The sequence below is a fragment of the Parabacteroides caecihominis genome (genome assembly GCF_023656785.1).
Lineage (GTDB): Bacteria > Bacteroidota > Bacteroidia > Bacteroidales > Tannerellaceae > Parabacteroides > Parabacteroides segnis.
The window spans coordinates 25,171-43,864 of record NZ_JAMOKS010000026.1 but is presented as its reverse complement, the minus strand read 5'-3'; the positions used below and the strand labels follow the sequence as shown (position 1 = coordinate 43,864).

The 18,694-nt window shown below is 41.7% G+C and carries 16 protein-coding genes; 8 read left to right on the top strand and 8 right to left on the bottom strand.

The window, feature by feature from the left end:
- Positions 1 to 107: 107 nt before the first annotated feature.
- The 5 genes from NBH14_RS19690 to truA form a co-directional block, all read right to left on the bottom strand.
- Positions 108 to 1,082 carry a FecR family protein gene (locus tag NBH14_RS19690; RefSeq protein ID WP_186960862.1) on the bottom strand — a complete coding sequence of 325 codons (975 nt, stop codon included), beginning with the start codon at positions 1,080 to 1,082 and terminating at the stop codon, positions 108 to 110.
- A 140-nt stretch (positions 1,083 to 1,222) separates the two neighbouring features.
- Positions 1,223 to 1,765 carry an RNA polymerase sigma-70 factor gene (locus NBH14_RS19685; protein WP_186960863.1) on the bottom strand — a complete coding sequence of 181 codons (543 nt, stop codon included), beginning with the start codon at positions 1,763 to 1,765 and terminating at the stop codon, positions 1,223 to 1,225.
- A 121-nt stretch (positions 1,766 to 1,886) separates the two neighbouring features.
- Entirely contained in the window at positions 1,887 to 2,519 is a 633-nt protein-coding gene (locus NBH14_RS19680) for a DUF3256 family protein (RefSeq protein ID WP_186960864.1), read from the bottom strand.
- Between the two features lie 10 nt (positions 2,520 to 2,529).
- Positions 2,530 to 3,426, bottom strand: coding sequence for a DMT family transporter (locus tag NBH14_RS19675; protein ID WP_010802388.1), 897 nt, complete (start codon positions 3,424 to 3,426; stop codon positions 2,530 to 2,532).
- 38 nt (positions 3,427 to 3,464) lie between these two features.
- Positions 3,465 to 4,226 carry a tRNA pseudouridine(38-40) synthase TruA gene (gene truA, locus NBH14_RS19670; protein WP_186960865.1) on the bottom strand — a complete coding sequence of 254 codons (762 nt, stop codon included), beginning with the start codon at positions 4,224 to 4,226 and terminating at the stop codon, positions 3,465 to 3,467.
- A gap of 122 nt (positions 4,227 to 4,348) precedes the next feature.
- Here truA and NBH14_RS19665 point away from each other — a divergent pair, with 122 nt between their 5' ends.
- The 3 genes from NBH14_RS19665 to NBH14_RS19655 all read left to right on the top strand — a co-directional run bounded on the left by NBH14_RS19665 (position 4,349) and on the right by NBH14_RS19655 (position 9,528).
- Positions 4,349 to 5,947, top strand: coding sequence for an aspartate:alanine exchanger family transporter (locus tag NBH14_RS19665; protein WP_186960866.1), 1,599 nt, complete (start codon positions 4,349 to 4,351; stop codon positions 5,945 to 5,947).
- A gap of 116 nt (positions 5,948 to 6,063) precedes the next feature.
- Positions 6,064 to 8,181, top strand: a complete 2,118-nt coding sequence (locus NBH14_RS19660) for an HRDC domain-containing protein (protein ID WP_186960886.1) — start codon at positions 6,064 to 6,066, stop codon at positions 8,179 to 8,181.
- Positions 8,182 to 8,856: 675 nt separating this feature from the next.
- A complete protein-coding gene (locus NBH14_RS19655) occupies positions 8,857 to 9,528 on the top strand; it encodes a YczE/YyaS/YitT family protein (protein WP_186960867.1) in 672 nt (223 codons plus the stop codon).
- A gap of 50 nt (positions 9,529 to 9,578) precedes the next feature.
- Here NBH14_RS19655 and NBH14_RS19650 read toward each other — a convergent pair whose 3' ends face one another.
- Positions 9,579 to 10,199: a DUF4923 family protein gene (locus NBH14_RS19650; protein ID WP_186960868.1), complete on the bottom strand. Its 621-nt coding sequence runs from the start codon at positions 10,197 to 10,199 to the stop codon at positions 9,579 to 9,581.
- A 114-nt stretch (positions 10,200 to 10,313) separates the two neighbouring features.
- Here NBH14_RS19650 and NBH14_RS19645 point away from each other — a divergent pair, with 114 nt between their 5' ends.
- Together NBH14_RS19645 and NBH14_RS19640 are read left to right on the top strand one after the other, a co-directional pair.
- The gene (locus NBH14_RS19645) at positions 10,314 to 12,317 is read left to right on the top strand and encodes a hypothetical protein (protein ID WP_250817718.1); all 2,004 of its coding nucleotides are present in this window, start codon (positions 10,314 to 10,316) and stop codon (positions 12,315 to 12,317) included.
- An 11-nt stretch (positions 12,318 to 12,328) separates the two neighbouring features.
- Positions 12,329 to 13,732: an MFS transporter gene (locus tag NBH14_RS19640; protein WP_186960869.1), complete on the top strand. Its 1,404-nt coding sequence runs from the start codon at positions 12,329 to 12,331 to the stop codon at positions 13,730 to 13,732.
- A 201-nt stretch (positions 13,733 to 13,933) separates the two neighbouring features.
- Here NBH14_RS19640 and NBH14_RS19635 read toward each other — a convergent pair whose 3' ends face one another.
- A complete protein-coding gene (locus NBH14_RS19635; protein WP_044214855.1) occupies positions 13,934 to 14,932 on the bottom strand; it encodes a class II fructose-bisphosphate aldolase in 999 nt (332 codons plus the stop codon).
- Positions 14,933 to 15,152: 220 nt separating this feature from the next.
- Here NBH14_RS19635 and NBH14_RS19630 point away from each other — a divergent pair, with 220 nt between their 5' ends.
- Both NBH14_RS19630 and NBH14_RS19625 read left to right on the top strand, forming a co-directional pair.
- Positions 15,153 to 15,407 carry a type B 50S ribosomal protein L31 gene (locus NBH14_RS19630; RefSeq protein ID WP_007659112.1) on the top strand — a complete coding sequence of 85 codons (255 nt, stop codon included), beginning with the start codon at positions 15,153 to 15,155 and terminating at the stop codon, positions 15,405 to 15,407.
- A 180-nt stretch (positions 15,408 to 15,587) separates the two neighbouring features.
- Complete coding sequence (locus NBH14_RS19625; RefSeq protein ID WP_186960870.1) at positions 15,588 to 16,685, top strand: phosphotransferase enzyme family protein; 1,098 nt, start codon at positions 15,588 to 15,590, stop codon at positions 16,683 to 16,685.
- Between the two features lie 94 nt (positions 16,686 to 16,779).
- Here the strand turns inward: NBH14_RS19625 and NBH14_RS19620 are convergent, their stop codons facing one another.
- On the bottom strand, positions 16,780 to 17,361 hold the full coding sequence (locus tag NBH14_RS19620) for an RNA polymerase sigma-70 factor (RefSeq protein WP_186960871.1): 582 nt from the start codon (positions 17,359 to 17,361) through the stop codon (positions 16,780 to 16,782).
- Between the two features lie 117 nt (positions 17,362 to 17,478).
- On the opposite strand from NBH14_RS19620, the gene NBH14_RS19615 reads away from it, so the two are divergent.
- Positions 17,479 to 18,525, top strand: coding sequence for a FecR family protein (locus tag NBH14_RS19615; RefSeq protein ID WP_186960872.1), 1,047 nt, complete (start codon positions 17,479 to 17,481; stop codon positions 18,523 to 18,525).
- Positions 18,526 to 18,694 lie beyond the last annotated feature (169 nt).

Below are 18,694 nucleotides of genomic sequence, written 5' to 3'. Positions count from 1 at the left end.
GGATGTTGGTCGCATCCGCCGATTTTTATAGCAATGATTTTTTCTTCAGTTTTTCATCATAGGCATTTCTTTTAAAGTTAAACAATCAAATTTGCGGTAAATCCATACTACCGGTATAAGGTTACGATATTGCGTTCCTCATTCTCGCTCATTTTGAAATGATGTATTTTCTGAATGATACGCAAAATCTCCACAACTCCATCCCGCTGACGAAATTTCCCGGTATAACGGTAAGAAAGGATTTCCGGACTCTTTACTACGATTTTCACGTCATAATATAATTCCAGTTTCTTCAGGATCGACTCTAAACGTTCCGATTTGAAATTATAAATGCCATCTTTCCACAATAAATCATCTTCATTCTTCATTTGAATAGTCTGAAAAGATTGCCGGTCATAAACCAATTGCTGATTAGGTTTCAGTACAACCCCATTCGCCTCGTCTTCCGGATGATACACTTTTACGGAACCCTCTATCAAGCTCGTACTGATCAGTCCGGCATCCGGATAGCAAAACACATTGAATTGTGTACCCAATGCCCTAATTTCTAAAGTTCCCGTAGAAACGATAAACGGTGATTTTTCATTCTTGGCGACATCAAAAAAACCTTCTCCTTTCAGATATACTTTTCTCTCTTCCCCAAAGATCGACGGATATGTCAACACCGATCCGGCATTCAACCAGACAAATGTGCCATCGGGCAATTTAATACGTGCCCGTTGCCCGGCCGGCACAAAAAACTCCTGTTGAGCAGCGACGTAATCATCCGGTTTATCCACATAACTGACAGCTGTTGTCCAGACAGAGACAATCAGTATGGCCGCTGCGGCAGCATATCCCAAACTCCGGATAAGATATTTTCTCCACACCATCCGGCGTTGCCTCTTCATGAACTGTTGCAGGCTCTGCTGGCCGGCTTCTTTATCGGCGCCTTGAGGGGCCAAACCTGTAAGCGTGTACACATTTTGAAATTCTACAATCTGTTTCCTCAACTCCTCATCACGCACAACCTCCAATAACAGTTTCACCCGCTCCGGCTTCCTCAATTCACCCTGAAAATATTTATCGATACGTTCATCCATTTTATAATATATTCCTATCGTATTTATAAAGTAGACAAACTAAAAGAAAAAATCCACTATACATTTTTCAAAAAAAGAGAGTCCTTAAAAGAAAAAAACGAAGAGTCCCGCTTTACAGTCATCTTCGTTTTTCCTTATTTTTAAGTTCCAAGCAATAAAATCAAAAGCGGTATATAATCTTTCAATTCCTCCCTCAATTTTCTATAAGCTACAGCCATTTGATTTTCCACCGTATTGACCGATATATTAAGCTGCTTTGCTATATCTTTCTGTTTTATCCCCTCAAATTTATTCATAATGAAAATCTCCCGGCACCGCTCCGGTAAAGATTGCAGAGCTTTCTCCAGGCGAGATTCTATCTCGTTATCAGAGGCAAATTCAAGATCGAAAGCCTCCAGAGAATTAAATTTCATCCGTAAGGTCAGGCTGTATTCATCCTGCATCCATTGACTGGTTTCCTGCTCCAATATCTTACGGTGAATATGATTGATACATCTGTTTTTAGTTGCCGTAAACAGATAGGCAACCATATTCACAGGTATTTCCAGAACCTCCCGTTTTTCATATAAGTCCGTAAAAATATCTTGTACTATGTTCTCTGCATCAGCATCCGACAGTACATATTCACGGGCAAAAAACTTCAAACGAGAATACCACGTTATATACAATTGCTCAAAATTCATAAGAAAATGTTCTCCCTTTCAGACAAATAATTAAGCAAATGTAACATTTTAATTAGTATTTCAATGATGATCACCAATTATTAAAGACAAGTTCAAGATGAATCTGTTATCCGTAAATATCCTATTTAAAATGAAACTTCTCCCAGGTATACACTTTCGGAGCTTCTTTTATAAAGGGAGTTACTATCTTACGGTCTTCCTGGCTCAGATACTGAGGAGTTGTGTATGTTGCCGTTAATGTCAGATTTTCGGGACTTAAATTGTACTGTATCAAATCCATATCCAAACGGGAAGCAGCATCCAGAAAAGCCGTACTGTTTTTATCTGCATCTTCTTTGATAAACCAATCCGCCTCGACGGGAGTGAACAGGTCGGAAGCAGCCAAAGGTTCCCATTCCGTTGTAAAAAACTCAATCCGGCTGTCAGGTACCGGACCATTTACCGTTTTCACCATACAGATCACATTTGTATTATTCACCAACGGGAGCAATTTCATTTCTACAGTACTTCTGTCGGTAACCTGTAACAACAAATAATCGGAAGTAAGATTCTTCAACGCAGAAAAGCCATTCATCGTATTCTTCAAACGGGCCTCTTTACCCGATTTGTACAGATCGACCAGGTCCTTACGCCAGGCATCTTCCAGTTGTGGAATATTCTTATCCGGCATTGAAACAAATAATGCATCTATTTCCTGGGCTTCCACACCCCATGCAAAAACACAAATCAATATAGAAAAAATAAGTCGTTTCATATTCTATTGTCTATTTCGTCCCCAAATATAGGAATATCATTCCTAACAACACAAGGAATAAGTCCACAGCCTTGCTCTTTAAGTTTTTTTCATGGAAGAAGATCGCTCCGGCTACAAAAGTGACCAGCACATTGCTACGGCGTACCATGGATACGATCGAGATCATTGAATCCGGGAAAGTCAAGGCATAAAAGTAAATCCAGTCGGCAATGATCAGGAATACGGAGATAAATACGATATTCCAGTGCCACACAAAAGGCGTACTCTTCTTACGCTGCGGATACCATAGCAACAACAGGATCGGCAACATGATCAGACACTGATAGACATTGAACCAGACCTGCACCGTCATCACGTCCATACTTCCCATCAGATGCTTATCGTACAAGCCGCTCATCGCACCGGTTATTATGGAAATAATCGTGAAGAATATCCATTTGTTATGGGTAAAGTTTATCCCTTCTTTCTTTCCCGAAGAGGAAAGCATATAAAACGAAGCGATGGAAAGCAAAACCCCGATCCACTGATACAAATTCAGACGTTCCCCAAAAATAACCATCGCTCCGACCAAAGTAAGAACAGGCTGTGTGGCCTTGATCGGTCCCGTAATAGTAAGCGGCAGATGCTTCAATGCAAAATAACCGGATATCCAGGAAGACAACACGATCACCGCTTTGATAAATACAGCCACATGCGCCTCAAAAGAGACACGGGGAACATAAAACATAGTATCGTCCAACACATTCGTACAGAACGATAAAAATATAAACGGAACGAAGATAAGGCTGCTTATCAACGTATTCAGAAACAATACCGGAATTACGGCATTCCCGTTCAGGGAAATCTTTTTATTTACTTCATAACATCCCAACAGGAATGCTGAGGCAAATGCTAGCGCTAACCACATGGTAATTGAAAATTAAAAATTGAATATTGAAAATTCTGTCAATTGTCAACTAGATCAAAGATTTCTTCAGGATATGTTACATCCACAAGAAAAAGTGCATGCCCCGGAACAGAAGTTCCGGCCTTGCATCTGTCTTTGGCCTCTATTACTTTACGAAAACCCTCTATCGTCAACTTTCCGCGTCCCACCTCCAATAAGGTACCGACGATCGCCCTCACCATGTTACGCAGGAAACGGTCCGCCTGGACAGTGAATACCCAAACATCGCCTTCCTGTTCCCATCCCGCCTTATAAATACGGCAGTTATTCGTCTTTACATCCGTATGCAATTTGCTGAAACTGGTGAAGTCGATATAATCAAACAAGACCTTACATGCCTCATTCATCGCTTCAAAGTCCAGCTGACCGCTCATTCTGTAAACCTGATCATAATTGAACGGATCTTTCCGGGTAGTTATATAATATTTATAGGTACGGGAAGTGGCGTCAAAACGGGCATGCGCTTCCGACCTGACCGGTACGATCCGGTAAACGGCAATATCTTTCGGAAGTAAACGGTTCAGCTTCTCCGCCAGGAAAGGCAGGTCGGCAACCGGTTCGCCCCAATCAAAATGGGCAACCATCAGCCGGGCATGAACACCTGCATCCGTACGTCCTGCACCGACAACCGGAACCGGCTGGCGCAGCAGTGTAGCCAAAGCCTCTTCCAGACATTGTTGTACAGTCACACCATTGGGTTGTACCTGCCAACCACTGAAATTCTTACCGTTATAACCTAAATAAATAAAGTATCGATTCACGTGCGGGATAATCTTCTTAATAATTCGCTGCAAAGGTAACAGAAATCTCGCCAGGAGATTGCCCATACACCCAAAAAAGTGTACTTTTGCGCTCTCAAATCTTCACAATAAAACTATTTGACATGTTTGCAACACTGCTTCAGTCTTCCTATTTTGCTCTTTTCCTGATCGTTGCATTAGGATTCATTTTGGGCAGAATACAGATTAAAGGTCTTTCTCTTGACGTTTCAGCCGTCATTTTCATTGCACTTTTGTTCGGTCATTTCGGAGTGATCATACCTAAGGAACTGGGTAACTTCGGTTTAGTGTTATTCATCTTTACCATCGGTATACAGGCCGGTCCGGGATTTTTCGATTCTTTCCGGTCGAAAGGGAAAACACTGATTATCCTCACCTTGTTAATCGTTGGTTCCGCCTGCCTGACAGGTTTGATATTCAAATATGCTTTAGGAATCGATACACCAAGCATAGTCGGACTGATAGCCGGGGCACTGACCAGTACACCGGGTTTGGCGGTTGCAATCGACACGACCCAGTCTTCCTCCGCTTCCATCGCCTATGGTATTGCTTATCCGTTCGGTGTGATCGGCGTGATCCTGTTTGTCAAGTTATTACCCAAAATACTTCGTATAGACCTGAATGCAGAAGCACAGGCTCTGGAAGCAAAAAGAAAAGGTAAATATCCCCCATTGCATACAGCTGCTTTCCGTATTATTAACAGTAATATTTGCGGCAAAACACTGGCACAACTGCAATTGCGCAGCATGACAGGAGCCGTCGTCTCCCGTATCAAGCATAACGAAAAAACATCTATTCCCACAGCACAAAGTGTTCTGGAAGAAGGAGATTTGATCAAAGCCGTCGGTAATGACAAATCACTGGAACAACTGGAAATATTGGTAGGCGAACGCATCAAAGGGGATCTCCCTTTCAACAGTACACAAGAACTTCAGTCTATGCTTATTACTAATAAAAACGTAATAAATAAGACATTAGGATATTTAAACCTGCAAGGAACTTTCAACTGCACGGTAACCCGCGTTCGCCGAAGCGGTATCGACCTTCCTCCCGAACCGGATCTGGCACTAAAATTCGGTGACAAACTGATGATTGCCGGAGAAAAAGAGGACTTAAAAGAACTTGGACAGCTACTCGGAAATGATGAGAAGAAACTGTCGGATACCGATTTCTTCCCGATTGCCGCCGGTATCGTACTGGGCGTATTGTTCGGAAAACTGAATCTGTCGTTCTCCGATTCATTCTCGTTCTCTCCGGGACTAACGGGAGGTATCCTGATGGTGGCACTTGTTTTAAGCGCAATCGGAAAAACGGGCCCGATCGTATGGTCCATGTCAGGTTCAGCCAACCAGTTACTGCGTCAGTTAGGGTTGTTATTATTCCTGGCGGAAGTCGGGACATCAGCCGGCGTTAACCTGGTATCCACTTTTCAGGAAAGCGGATGGACGCTGTTCGGTGTCGGCATGGCAATCACGATGGTCCCGATGCTTATCGCTTTAGGATTCGGTTACTGGGTCTTTAAAATCAATATCCTTGACCTGATCGGCACCATCGCCGGAGGTATGACCAGTACGCCCGGACTTGCCGCAGCCGACTCTATGACAGATAGTTCCGCACCGAGCATTGCATATGCTACTGTTTATCCGATTGCCATGGTTTTCCTGATCCTGTTTATCCAGCTGATCGCAAACCTGATTGTCTGATAAAAAAGGAACAATAAAAAAAATGCGCTTGTTAGCTTGATTTTTAGCTTATAAGCGCATTTTTCACGTTTTTTTATTATATATTTGCAGATACCATAAACAATAGATCTATGATGATGCAAATGAACCAACAATTTGACCTTGCCTTCAACTTCTTACAGAACACAGGTACTCACCTTTTTCTGACAGGTAAAGCCGGAACAGGAAAAACAACGTTTCTGAAAAGACTTAAAGAAGTTTCCCCCAAACGAATGATCGTTGTTGCTCCCACAGGTGTAGCCGCCATCAACGCAGGAGGTGTTACAATCCATTCATTCTTCCAGTTACCGTTTGGTCCTTATCTCCCCTCGGCAAGCAGGGAGGCAGACCAGGCAAAAAATTTCACGAATAAATTCAGCCGGGATAAGATTAATATCATCCGAAGCATGGATTTACTGGTGATAGATGAAGTCAGTATGGTACGAGCTGATCTGCTGGATGCGATCAGCGACGTACTTTGCCGCTATAAAGACCGGACAAAACCTTTCGGTGGTGTACAACTATTACTGATCGGCGATCTGCAACAGCTGGCACCTGTTGCTAAAGACGACGAATGGAACTTATTGAAAGAACATTATCCGTCCACCTTTTTCTTCGACAGCAAAGCGCTTTCGGAAAGCAATTACTACTGCATCGAACTTACCAAGGTGTATCGCCAAAATGACAGTACATTCATCTCCCTGCTGAATAACATCAGGGAAAACAGATTCGATGAAGAAACATTAAACAGTCTTAACCAACGATATATACCCGATTTCGCCCCGGATGACCAACAAGGATATATCACACTTACAACACATAATTATCAGGCACAGCAACTCAACAACCGGAAGTTAGCCGAATTGCCCGGTAAGTCATACACCTTCAATGCCGAAATAAACAACGACTTCCCAGAATACTCTTATCCAACCGATAATCAACTGGAACTGAAAAACGGAGCCCAGGTTATGTTCGTCAAGAATGACTCTTCCGGCGAACACCGGTACTACAACGGTAAAATCGGTAAAATCGTTTTTATCAACCCGAACAAAATAACGGTTGTCGGAGAAGACGGCAATGAAATACAGGTAGAAAGAGAAACCTGGACGAATGTCAAATATACGATCAATCCGGACACCAAAGAAATAACAGAGACGGTTGCCGGTACTTTTAGCCAGTATCCGTTGAAAACAGCCTGGGCGATCACGATCCATAAAAGCCAGGGCTTGACTTTCGAACATGCCATCATCGATGCCTCGGCAGCCTTTTCACACGGCCAGGTCTATGTGGCACTCAGTCGCTGCAAAACCCTGGAAGGATTGGTTTTAAGCAGTCCGATCACCCGCAACGCGATGATCAAGGATATGAGGATACAGGAATTTACCAGTTCCGTCACCAACAAACAACCGGGGAAAGAACAGTTGGAACAGGCGCAACAGCAATATTACCTGGAACTGGTTATCGAACTTTTCAATTTTGCCTCCATCCAGCAACGTCTGCAATATGCCGCTTATACGGTATATGCTCATTTACAGAAATTATATCCGGAACTCAACACGCAATATGCCAACACCCGTGATGCCTTCCGTTCCGTAATAACAGAAGTAGGCGGACGCTTCCAACAGCAACTGACGCGCATGATCTCCGGAAACCCCGATTACCAACAGGACGAAGCCATCCAGGAACGTGTTCGGAAAGGAGTAGCCTATTTCATCGAACGTATCGACAGCCTGTGTACATCTCTCGAGGAAAATTCCGCAGTCGAAATAGATAACAAGGAAAGCCGGAAAGCGGTGAACAATGCGATCAGCAAATTTACGGAAGAACTTCATTTAAAGCAGGAGACGCTGAAAGCATGCGTAGACGGTTTTTCTGTCGTCCGCTATCTATCCGCCAAAGCAAAAGCGTCCATCGAACCGCCCGCATCCGCTAAAAAACGTTCCGAACGTTCTTCGCAGCCAGCCAAAGTGACTGTTTCGAGCGACGTTCTTCATCCCGAACTCTATAACAGCATTAAGCGGTGGCGCTATGAGCTGGCAACAGAAAAAGGGTTGCCTCCTTATACGATCCTTCAACAGAAAGCATTGCTTGGTATTGTCAATACTCTACCTTCCAATTCACGCGAATTGCTTGCAATCCCCGGAATAGGGAAAAAGGTAATCGAAAACTATGGTAGCGTACTACTGGAACTTGTTGAAGAATATAAGAAGCAATAGAACAGAATCACTATTTTGCACCGACTATCATAATGGTTGTTTTTTGAGCTTATTTTATCACTTCAGATACAAATAAGCTCAAAATAGAAACAGACACATCTCGCAGGAAAGAGCTTCCAGACAGATCAATATTACATTTTTTAACACAAAGTAAAGGTTTATCATTTTGATAACTTCATCTAAAACAAATTTCAATCTCGTTTAAAACGAGTTTTTTCTCGTTTTAAACGGATCCCTGGTTTATTTAAGATGAGTTTTTTTGTTAATAAAGTACAAAAACACGCTGAAAAACAGTTCAAAAACAATACTTTTATATGCTAAACAGCATATTTTACACGCTAAAAGACAACATCACACGAACAAAATAAAATTATCAAAAACATCAGCACAACAGAAAATAAAAAGACAAATATTTACAACCGCAAGGTTTCAACATCTGTTTAACACAAAACCTCGGCTTATAATAGCTATTTTTCCAACCCAACCCATCCAGGAGTCGTCTACACAAAGGCCAGGCTGACCCAGGATTCAAATAGCGCTTCCATTTCCCTGTTAAATTATCATTTTGATAATAATTTATTCACCATAACATCCGATTTTGAAAAATAAATCAGATATTTGCATATCTTTTTCTAACTATCAAAAAGAAAGAGATTAGACAAATAGAGATTTGATATGGATATAAAAGAACTATTAAGAAAGTATTCGGTATTTATTTTAGGATTATATTTTTTAGCTGTAGGCATTGTATTGATCGTTCGCTCTGCATTAGGAACCACTCCTATCTCCAGTGTAAATTACGTGTTAAGCCTTAATACTCCTTTATCATTAGGAACATGGACATTCATTGTAAACGTACTGCTGATCCTGGGACAGTTCTGGTTGATCCGGAAAGACAGAAGTCGTCAGGACACGATAGAAATACTTCTTCAGATACCTTTTTCCTGCATATTCTCCGCTTTCATTGATTTCAACATGGCTTTAACAAGCAATCTGCACCCGTCCGGTTACGGCATGTCGATGGCCTTACTGCTCACAGGATGCCTCATACAATCCATCGGCGTAGTGCTCGAAATCAAACCGAAGGTAGCCATGATGAGTGCAGAAGCATTTGTAAAATATGCATCCCGATGTTATAATAAAGAATTCGGAAAGTTCAAAGTATATTTCGATGTTACCCTGGTCACTTTAGCTATACTCATCTCCCTCATATTCACCCAAGGCATTGAAGGGATACGCGAAGGTTCACTCATTGCCGCCTGCATAACAGGCTATATTGTTAGTTTTCTGAACCAGAAGATCATGACTAGAAAAACACTCTACAAAATATTGCCGGGACTGAAATAAAAATGGGTAGTCCGAAAAGACCACCCACTTTCAAAATATACTATTTTTTTCTATTTCTTCAATTCAAACCCCAGCATCATCCCGTCATACTCGCTGGCCAGTTTATTGACCAGTTTCAAAGTGGAATTGTCAGATATTGATGATAATTTGGTCAGAAAATCCAGTAACTTATCCGCATTGAACAGCAAAGACAACTCATCTCCGGAAATCACGACGTGGGCTGTTAAAGTTGTCACTTTCAGTTTTCCGCCCAACGCATATTTCAGTTCAACCGTTTTTTCATCCGGATTAACAGAGAAAGTACCTTTCAATGTCTTTTTCTTTAATGCATTGGTAAACGTACTGTCACCATTGAACACATAGTTGAACATGCCTTCCACAATACCGACCTTGGCACAATACGTTTTCAGCTTTTTCTCCAATTCACCAGCAGCTACACTCCCGGCTACATTCTTCAATGCATTATCGCCTTCCAGCTGAACGGCAGGATTGGTATACGTCCACGTTCCCAGCAAGTTCTCTACTGTCAGTTTCTTTCCGCCAGTTACAGAAGTAACCGCATCCTTTACTGTAGATGAATTCAATAAGTCTTTCAACGATTGTCCGTAAGCCTGGCCGGATACAGACAGCAGGATGCATATAGCAGCCATTAATCCCCACACTTTTTTCATATCTCTTGTTTTACTCTTTTTAAAAAACATACAAAGATACAAATATTATCCCTACATTTGCTTCACGCTTTTATTTACACAGCAAAAGATCTTGAACTTAACAACATAAATCTTATGAGAAATCTAACTAAACGCATTTGTATTATGCTTATTTGCTCATTAGCGTATCTGAACGGACAAGCATCCATCGATCCGTCCGTCATAAAATCGACCATCAGCACGTTAACCTCCAGGGACAACAGTAACAAACAGAGTATAGAAAAAGGAGTCAGCCAGGTTGCACGTCTTTGGTTGGAAACAGACGGCGACGAAAAAGCCTTCCGCTCTTTTTGTGAAGACAATTATATTGCCGATCCGAACGAAAAGTATCAGGTATTCCTCAAGATCAGCGACTACCTCGAAGGTATCAGCGGTCATTTCAATGAGATGTCGCTGCGCTTACAGAAAAATTTGCAGCTGGATAACGGTCCGTTGCACCCCATCGATGAGAAGTTCGGTTCATACAGTCCTTCGAGCCATTTAAGCGATGACTTATACAATAATAAAATAGCTTTTATCATCGCACTAAACTTCCCCCACCTTACCCTGGAAGAAAAAGAAGCATTGGGCACCGACCGCAAAGCCTGGGCCTATGCACGTCTGGGCGACATGTTCACGGAACGGATCCCTGCTACATTGTTGCAGGCTGCTTCCAACGCAGAAAGCGATGCCGACATTTATATCTCCCAGTATAACATTTACATGGGTCATGTAATAAATAAAAAAGGTCAGCACCTGTTCCCTAAAGACATGATCCTGCTGTCACACTGGAACCTGCGTGATGAAATCAAGGCAAACTATAACAAGGGGAAAAAGGGACTCGACAAACAACGCACCGTTTACGAAGTGATGAAACGGATCATTTCACAGGATATTCCTGTCGAAGTAATCAACTCAGGGGCGTATGAATGGAACCCATATACAAACATGGTACAGCAGGACAACAAGGAAGTAAAAACGACTCCCGAATCGACTGTCCGTTATCAGAAGATGCTGAATAACTTTAAGGCTATGCAAGGCATTGACAAATACACAGGTAATACCTATATCGACCGTAAATTCAACGACGATATGGAAGTCGCCTTGCAGGATGTTGAAAAACTGTTCGATGAATTTCTGTCCGCTCCCGAATTGAAAGAAGTCGGCAAAATGATTTCCAAACGTCTGGAACGCAAACTGGAAGCCTACGATATCTGGTACGACGGTTTCAAAGCCCGCAGTAATCTCGACGAGACCAAACTAGATGCACAAACGCAAGCCCTTTACCCGGATGCGGCAGCTTTGGACAAGAAGTTACCGGACATTCTTATGAAGCTGGGATTCAGTGCCGAACGGGCTAACTATCTGGCCGACAAGATCACAGTCGATGCCGCCCGTGGTTCAGGGCATGCCTGGGGAGCATCCATGAAAGGACAGCAGTCACGTCTCCGCACACGTATTCCGGCAGCAGGAATGAATTATAAGGGATACAACATAGCCATCCATGAATTCGGCCACAATGTAGAGCAGACTTTATCACTTTATGATGTAGACTATTATATGTTGAGCGGCGTACCCAACACTGCATTTACCGAAGCGCTGGCTTTCGTTTTCCAGAAACGTGATCTCGAAATATTGGGTATCACCGATCCGAATCCGGAAAAACAGGCGATGGAAATATTGGATAAAGTATGGAGCATGTATGAAATATGCGGTGTTTCCATGCTGGATATTTCCGTATGGAAATGGATGTATGCCCATCCGGATGCAACGGCCGAACAGTTGAAAGAAGCGACAATCGCATTATCGAAAGAGATATGGAACAAATATTATGCGCCTGTTTTCGGAGTAAAGGACGAGACGGTACTGGCTGTTTATTCGCACATGATCAGCTATCCATTGTATTTGTCGGCTTATGCTTTCGGACAAATCATAGAATTCCAGCTTGACCAGTATCTGGAAGGCAAGAACTTCGCGAACGAAGTAGAACGGATTTTCCGCCAGGGACGTTTAACCCCTAACCAATGGATGATACTGGCTACAGGAAGTCCGTTGACCGTCGAACCTATGCTGGAAGCCGTTAGACAAGTTATTAAGTAAACAGGACATAAATGATATTACAAAATCGCGCCATAACTGTAAATGAGAACGACGGACTACCGTTACCTAAACGTTACTGGGCTATACTGGCCACAGCTTTAGGTGTCGGAATGTCCGTCATAGACGGAACAATTGCAAATGTCGCTTTGCCGACAATAGCCCGCGACCTAGGCACTTCACCGTCTGTCACGATCTGGGTAGTCAACGCTTACCAGCTGGCAATCACCATTTCGCTTCTTTCCTTCTCTTCATTGGGAGACATTTACGGTTACCGGAGGATTTACTTATCAGGAATTTTACTGTTCAGCATCACGTCAGCCATCTGCGCCCTTGCCGATTCGTTCTGGATGCTGACAACCGCACGTATCTTACAAGGATTCGGAGCTGCCGCCATCACAAGTGTTAACACGGCATTGCTCCGAATCATTTATCCCAAACGTTTCCTGGGCCGCGGCATGGGGATCAATGCCCTGGTCGTCGCCGTCTCGATTGCCGCCGGACCGACCATTGCATCCATCATCCTGTCTTTAGGTTCGTGGCACTGGCTGTTTGCCATCAATATCCCGATCGGCATTGCAGCCTTAGTGATCGGTCTGATGCATTTGCCAGCCAATCCGGTTAAAGTCACCGGCCGCCGTTTCGACAAGCTCAGTTGCCTGATGAACGCTCTTACATTCGGATTACTGATTTTCTCACTGGAAGGTATTGCCCATAAGGAGAACACAACTTTGATCATAGCAGGTATAGCCGTATTGTTTATGATCGGTTATTTCTTTGTACGCCGCCAACTGCGCCAACAGTTTCCGTTACTTCCGGTCGACCTGATGCGCATCCCGATCTTCTCCATGTCGATCGGCACGTCGATATGTTCTTTCACAGGACAAATGCTGGCAATGATTTCCCTCCCCTTTTTCCTTCAGGGAGCATTGGAACGAAGTGACGTAACGACCGGCCTGCTTCTTACTCCCTGGCCGTTGGCAACGATGATCATGGCCCCGCTTGCCGGACGATTAGTCGAACGGATTCATGCCGGTATACTGGGAGGTATCGGTATGACGATATTTGCTGCCGGTCTTTTCCTTCTGGCCGTTTTACCCGACAACCCGACAAATACGGATATTATATGGCGCCTGTTTATCTGTGGAGCCGGATTCGGTTTATTCCAGACACCCAATAACAGCACGATCATCTCCTCTGCCCCCTCCAACCGAAGCGGAGGCGCAAGCGGTATGCTGGGAACAGCCCGTTTATTAGGACAGACACTGGGAGCAACATTAGTCGCTATGATATTCAATCTGGTTCCGAACAACAGCACGCAAGCATGTTTGTATCTGGCAACAGGATTTGCCGTGGTAGCCGCAATAATCAGTAGTTTAAGGATTTCACAGCCGAGACCGTTGAAAGGATTTAAATAAATTGACTATTTATAAATAATCATAATACTCTTTCCCCACAAATATTCGTAAAATAGCAAATACATCCAAAAGACCGTCCCTGCCGTCCGTGATATACTGATCGGCAAAATTTGTTTGGTGATCAGTATGAATAATAACTATCAAAAAAAGCCACCCCGCAAACACGGGGTGGCTTCCTTATATATTTAATCCGTTATCTGATTAAAGTTTGTTGTCTGAACCAAGTACATTAAGAATTTTGTGCTTGTACAGTTTTTCCATGTTATCGCGAGCCGGACCCAGATATTTACGAGGGTCGAATTCAGCCGGTTTTTCAGCGAAAGTCTTACGGATCGCAGCAGTCATAGCCAAACGAGAGTCTGAGTCGATGTTAATCTTGCAAACAGCAGATTTAGCAGCCTTACGCAATTCTTCTTCAGGAATACCGATAGCAGCCTTCAAAGCACCACCGAATTTGTTGATTGTTTCAACTTCTTCTTCAGGAACAGAAGAAGAACCGTGAAGAACGATAGGGAATCCCGGAAGTTTTTCCATTACTGCATCCAATACTTCGAATGCCAATGGAGGAGGAACCATTTTGCCAGTCTTCGGGTCAATGTGGCACTGTTCCGGAGTAAATTTGTAAGCACCGTGAGAAGTACCGATTGAGATAGCCAATGAATCGCAACCTGTGCGAGTAGCGAAATCAATTACTTCTTCAGGGTCAGTATATGTGTGATGATCTGAAGAAACTTCGTCTTCAACACCAGCCAATACACCAAGTTCACCTTCAACTGTTACATCGAACTGGTGAGCATAGTCAACAACTTTCTTAGTCAAAGCTACGTTTTCTTCATAAGGCAGGTGAGAACCGTCAATCATTACAGAAGAGAAACCTGAGTCGATACAGCTCTTGCAAGTTTCAAATGTATCACCGTGATCCAGGTGCAGAACAATCTGAGGATTCGGACAGCCTAATTCTTTTGCATATTCAACTGCACCCTGAGCCATGTAACGCAACAATGTTGCATTAGCATACTGACGAGCACCTTTAGAAACCTGAAGGATAACCGGAGATTTTGTTTCAACAGCAGCCTTGATGATAGCCTGCATCTGTTCCATGTTATTGAAGTTGAAAGCCGGAATTGCATATCCGCCTTTGATGGCTTTAGCGAACATTTCTTTTGTGTTCACCAAACCTAAATCTTTGTAATTTACCATTGTAGTATATATTATTACGTTAATGATTGAAAATTCTGCACAAAGATAAGAACTCTCTGAAAACTTTATGCTTTTAAGCATATAAAATAATACAAAAGTAACGCCTTCGGAAAAAATAGTTCAATTTTCTTTGTTAGTTTGAAGCAAATCCATACCTTTGCAAGCCAATTTACCGGTTACCAAACTAATAAGAGTATAAATTAAATTAGATAAAGAAGCAATGAAAAAAGGAATTCATCCTGAAAACTATCGTCCTGTAGTATTCAAGGACATGTCAAACGAAGATGTATTTATCACTCGTTCAACTATCAATGCAAAAGAGACTATCGAAATTGACGGTGTTACTTATCCGTTGGTAAAAGTCGAAATTTCTAATACTTCTCACCCGTTCTACACTGGTAAATCTAAACTGGTGGATACAGCAGGACGTGTTGATAAGTTCATGAGCCGTTACGGTAACCGCAACAAAAAATAATTGAAGATTGACAAAGTTCAATTAACAATTCAAAATGAATTTATAAAAAAGGCAGCGAACAGACTCGTTGCCTTTTTTATTTTATCAAAGATTATTTTTACATTTGCAAGCATGATTGAAAAGAGTACAACAACAACTTGTTTTCAATAGTCAATTATCAATTGTCAATTAATAAATACCATGGCAAAAACAAAAGAAGAATTACTGAACATTCTCGACCAGTTCACACTGGCAGAAAAAGTTGTTTCCGCTGAACCTTTCGGAAACGGACACATTAACGACACGCTGAAAGTAACAAACGAAAAAGGCGAGATCAAATACGTATTACAACGTATCAACCATCTGATTTTTACTAATGTAGATATGCTACAGAACAATATCAATATTGTAACGACTCATATCCGCAAAAAATTGGAAGCTAAAGGCGAAAGCGATATCGACCGCAAAGTGTTGACTTTCCTTCCGACTAAAGATGGTAAACCATATTATTTCGATGGCGACAGCTATTGGCGTGTATGCTTGTTCATCCCCAACAGCAAAAGCTACGAAGAAGTAACTCCGGAACTCTCATACGAAGCCGGTAAGGCATTCGGTGACTTCCAATCTATGCTGGCAGACCTGCCGGAAGGCTCACTGGGAGAAACAATTCCTAACTTCCACAATATGGAATTCCGTCTGGAACAATTCCACGATGCAGTAAAGGCTAACGCTGCCGGACGTTTGGAAGAAGTGAAAGATCTGATCGAAGAAATTGAAAAACGTGCCGAAGCAATGTGCATTCAGGAACGTCTGTATCGTGAAGGCAAGTTGCAGAAACGCACCAACCATTGCGACACGAAGGTTAATAACATGATGTTCGATGCCGATACTGACAAGGTACTTTGTGTAATCGACCTGGATACGGTAATGCCGGGATTCGTATTGTCCGATATCGGTGACTTTATCCGTACAGGTGCCAATACAGGTGCCGAAGATGATGAAAATCTGGACAATGTAAATGTAAACATGGATATCTTTAAGGCTTATACCCGTGGTTACATGGAAACAGCCAAGGCATTCCTTTCTCCGCTCGAAATCAGTCTGCTTCCTTATGGTGGCCGCCTGCTGACTTACATGCAGACCGTACGCTTCCTGACAGACTATATCAACGGTGATACATATTATAAGATCCACAGCCCGAAACATAATCTGATCCGTACAAAAGCCCAGTTCAAACTGCTGCAAAGCTTGGAAGAACATGCGGAAGAAATGGATGCGTTTATGAAAGAATGGTTGTAAGTAACCGGCAAAATAATAAATGAAGAGTAGGTCTAAATCATTTTGGACCTACTTTTATTTTGAAAGGAGCGAATTAAACAAACTACTAAAAACTCTAATTCAAAAAACAAAGTAACAAAGGGAGATAATCTTTCAAATCTTTTTTCAAAGCCTCCATTACTTTTGCTTTATAACGTTCTACAGAACGTAAAGGTATTTGTAATGTTTCGGCAATTTCTATATTACTTTTATTTTCCAGCTTACTCATTTCGAATATAATCCGATACGTTTCAGGAAGTTTTGACAATGCTTCATTCAACAACTCCTGCAATTCGGTCAATAAATATAATTCATCATAATTTCCTGCATTTGAACTCTTCGACAAATAGACCTCAATATAACTCTGTTTATATCCTTCGTGCTTCAAATAGTTTAAACATTGGTTTTTCACACTCACCAGCAAATAATTCCTGACAGACGATTCTATCTTTAGATCTTTCCGATTTTCCCATAACATAACAAAAACATTCTGAACAAAATCTTCTATCGCCTCATGCTCATCCACATAACGTCTTGCATAGACACAAAGAGGTTGATAAAAAAGATCGAAAAGTGTCCGATAAGCATTTTTATCGTCATTAATGGCAATCTTCCATAATAGACTGTCCGGATCTGCTATTTGAGAGGTTAAATTCATACAGATACAAATGTATTGAATATTTTTTAAAAAAACAGAATATTTACTGGCGGTTTTTCCAATCGTAATTGTCCTATATACATAAAGGAGTATTTTTGTCTAATCGACTCAAAAAAAATGAACAATATCGATCCGTTTGAAATAGAAATCTTGTTGATAAAATATATCCAAAAGGGGACAACATCAGAAGAAACCCGCTTGGTAGAGTCCTGGTTGAATGAATCGGATGAAAATCGTCTGGAGTTCGAGAAGGTATGTAAAGCACATCAATTAAAGCATTTGCTCAATAGTTATTACGCATTCGATCCCCAGAAAGGTTTTCAAACTGTAAATAAAAAACTGGAGAGAAGAAAAAGTAAAAGAATATGGATAAATACATTATCCCGTATAGCAGCCATACTCACACTACCTTTACTTATATCAACATTGACTCTCGGCCATTTATTAATGAACAGCAATAATTATGGTTCCGAAGAAGAGATACAATATGTAGAAGTAAATTCTTCACACGGAATGATTACTCGGTTAGAATTACCGGACCATTCAAAAGTGTACCTGAACGGAGGTAGTAGGCTCCGTTATCCAGCTATATTCAAGGGAAAGACACGAGAGGTAGAACTAACAGGGGAAGGATACTTTGAAGTCAATTCAGATAAAGAACACCCTTTCTTTGTCTCTACAACCTCGGGTATTAAAGTGATGGCACATGGAACACAATTCAATGTAAATACCTATGATGACCGAGATGAAATAGAAGCGACTCTTGTCGAAGGTAAAGTCGACATCCATTCGTTTGACAATTTCATGACAAACTTAAAACCTGGAGAAAAACTATTCTATAATAAGAAAACTCAGGAATACAATGTCAAACAAGTCAACCTATATGAAGCGACCGCTTGGAAAGACGGCAAGATCGTATTTAGAAACACTACACTGGAAGAAGCACTTAAAATCTTAGGACATAAATTCAATGTAAACATTGTAGTTCATAACAATCCGTCAAAGAAACAATACAAATTCTGGGCCACATTTACAGATGAAACGATTCACCAGATATTCGGTTATCTTGAAAGTGCTGCCCCCATTAAATGGAAGGTTAATTCGTTAAAACAAAATAGCGATACAACATTTGCCAAACAGCAAATTGATGTTTGGCTTAAATAATCATGATTATTTAACTTTAATATAGAATGCCTATGATTTAGAACTTGAAAAGCACTAAAAAAACAAGAGCGAGGTGCAACTCGCCCTTGTTGAGAGAACCATCTCTTTGGCACATCATCCAAAGAAATAATTAACATCGAAAATTCAATAACAAAATTATGAAATTCCA

Excerpts from the sequence above, each read along its gene's own strand:
- NBH14_RS19690 (WP_186960862.1), bottom strand. The coding sequence starts at position 1,082 with ATGGATGAACGTATCGATAAATATTTTCAGGGTGAATTGAGGAAGCCG.
- NBH14_RS19685 (WP_186960863.1), bottom strand. The coding sequence starts at position 1,765 with ATGAATTTTGAGCAATTGTATATAACGTGGTATTCTCGTTTGAAGTTT.
- NBH14_RS19680 (WP_186960864.1), bottom strand. The coding sequence starts at position 2,519 with ATGAAACGACTTATTTTTTCTATATTGATTTGTGTTTTTGCATGGGGT.
- NBH14_RS19675 (WP_010802388.1), bottom strand. The coding sequence starts at position 3,426 with ATGTGGTTAGCGCTAGCATTTGCCTCAGCATTCCTGTTGGGATGTTAT.
- NBH14_RS19665 (WP_186960866.1), top strand. The coding sequence starts at position 4,349 with ATGTTTGCAACACTGCTTCAGTCTTCCTATTTTGCTCTTTTCCTGATC.
- NBH14_RS19660 (WP_186960886.1), top strand. The coding sequence starts at position 6,064 with ATGCAAATGAACCAACAATTTGACCTTGCCTTCAACTTCTTACAGAAC.
- NBH14_RS19655 (WP_186960867.1), top strand. The coding sequence starts at position 8,857 with ATGGATATAAAAGAACTATTAAGAAAGTATTCGGTATTTATTTTAGGA.
- NBH14_RS19650 (WP_186960868.1), bottom strand. The coding sequence starts at position 10,199 with ATGAAAAAAGTGTGGGGATTAATGGCTGCTATATGCATCCTGCTGTCT.
- NBH14_RS19645 (WP_250817718.1), top strand. The coding sequence starts at position 10,314 with ATGAGAAATCTAACTAAACGCATTTGTATTATGCTTATTTGCTCATTA.
- NBH14_RS19640 (WP_186960869.1), top strand. The coding sequence starts at position 12,329 with ATGATATTACAAAATCGCGCCATAACTGTAAATGAGAACGACGGACTA.
- NBH14_RS19635 (WP_044214855.1), bottom strand. The coding sequence starts at position 14,932 with ATGGTAAATTACAAAGATTTAGGTTTGGTGAACACAAAAGAAATGTTC.
- NBH14_RS19630 (WP_007659112.1), top strand. The coding sequence starts at position 15,153 with ATGAAAAAAGGAATTCATCCTGAAAACTATCGTCCTGTAGTATTCAAG.
- NBH14_RS19625 (WP_186960870.1), top strand. The coding sequence starts at position 15,588 with ATGGCAAAAACAAAAGAAGAATTACTGAACATTCTCGACCAGTTCACA.
- NBH14_RS19620 (WP_186960871.1), bottom strand. The coding sequence starts at position 17,361 with ATGAATTTAACCTCTCAAATAGCAGATCCGGACAGTCTATTATGGAAG.
- NBH14_RS19615 (WP_186960872.1), top strand. The coding sequence starts at position 17,479 with ATGAACAATATCGATCCGTTTGAAATAGAAATCTTGTTGATAAAATAT.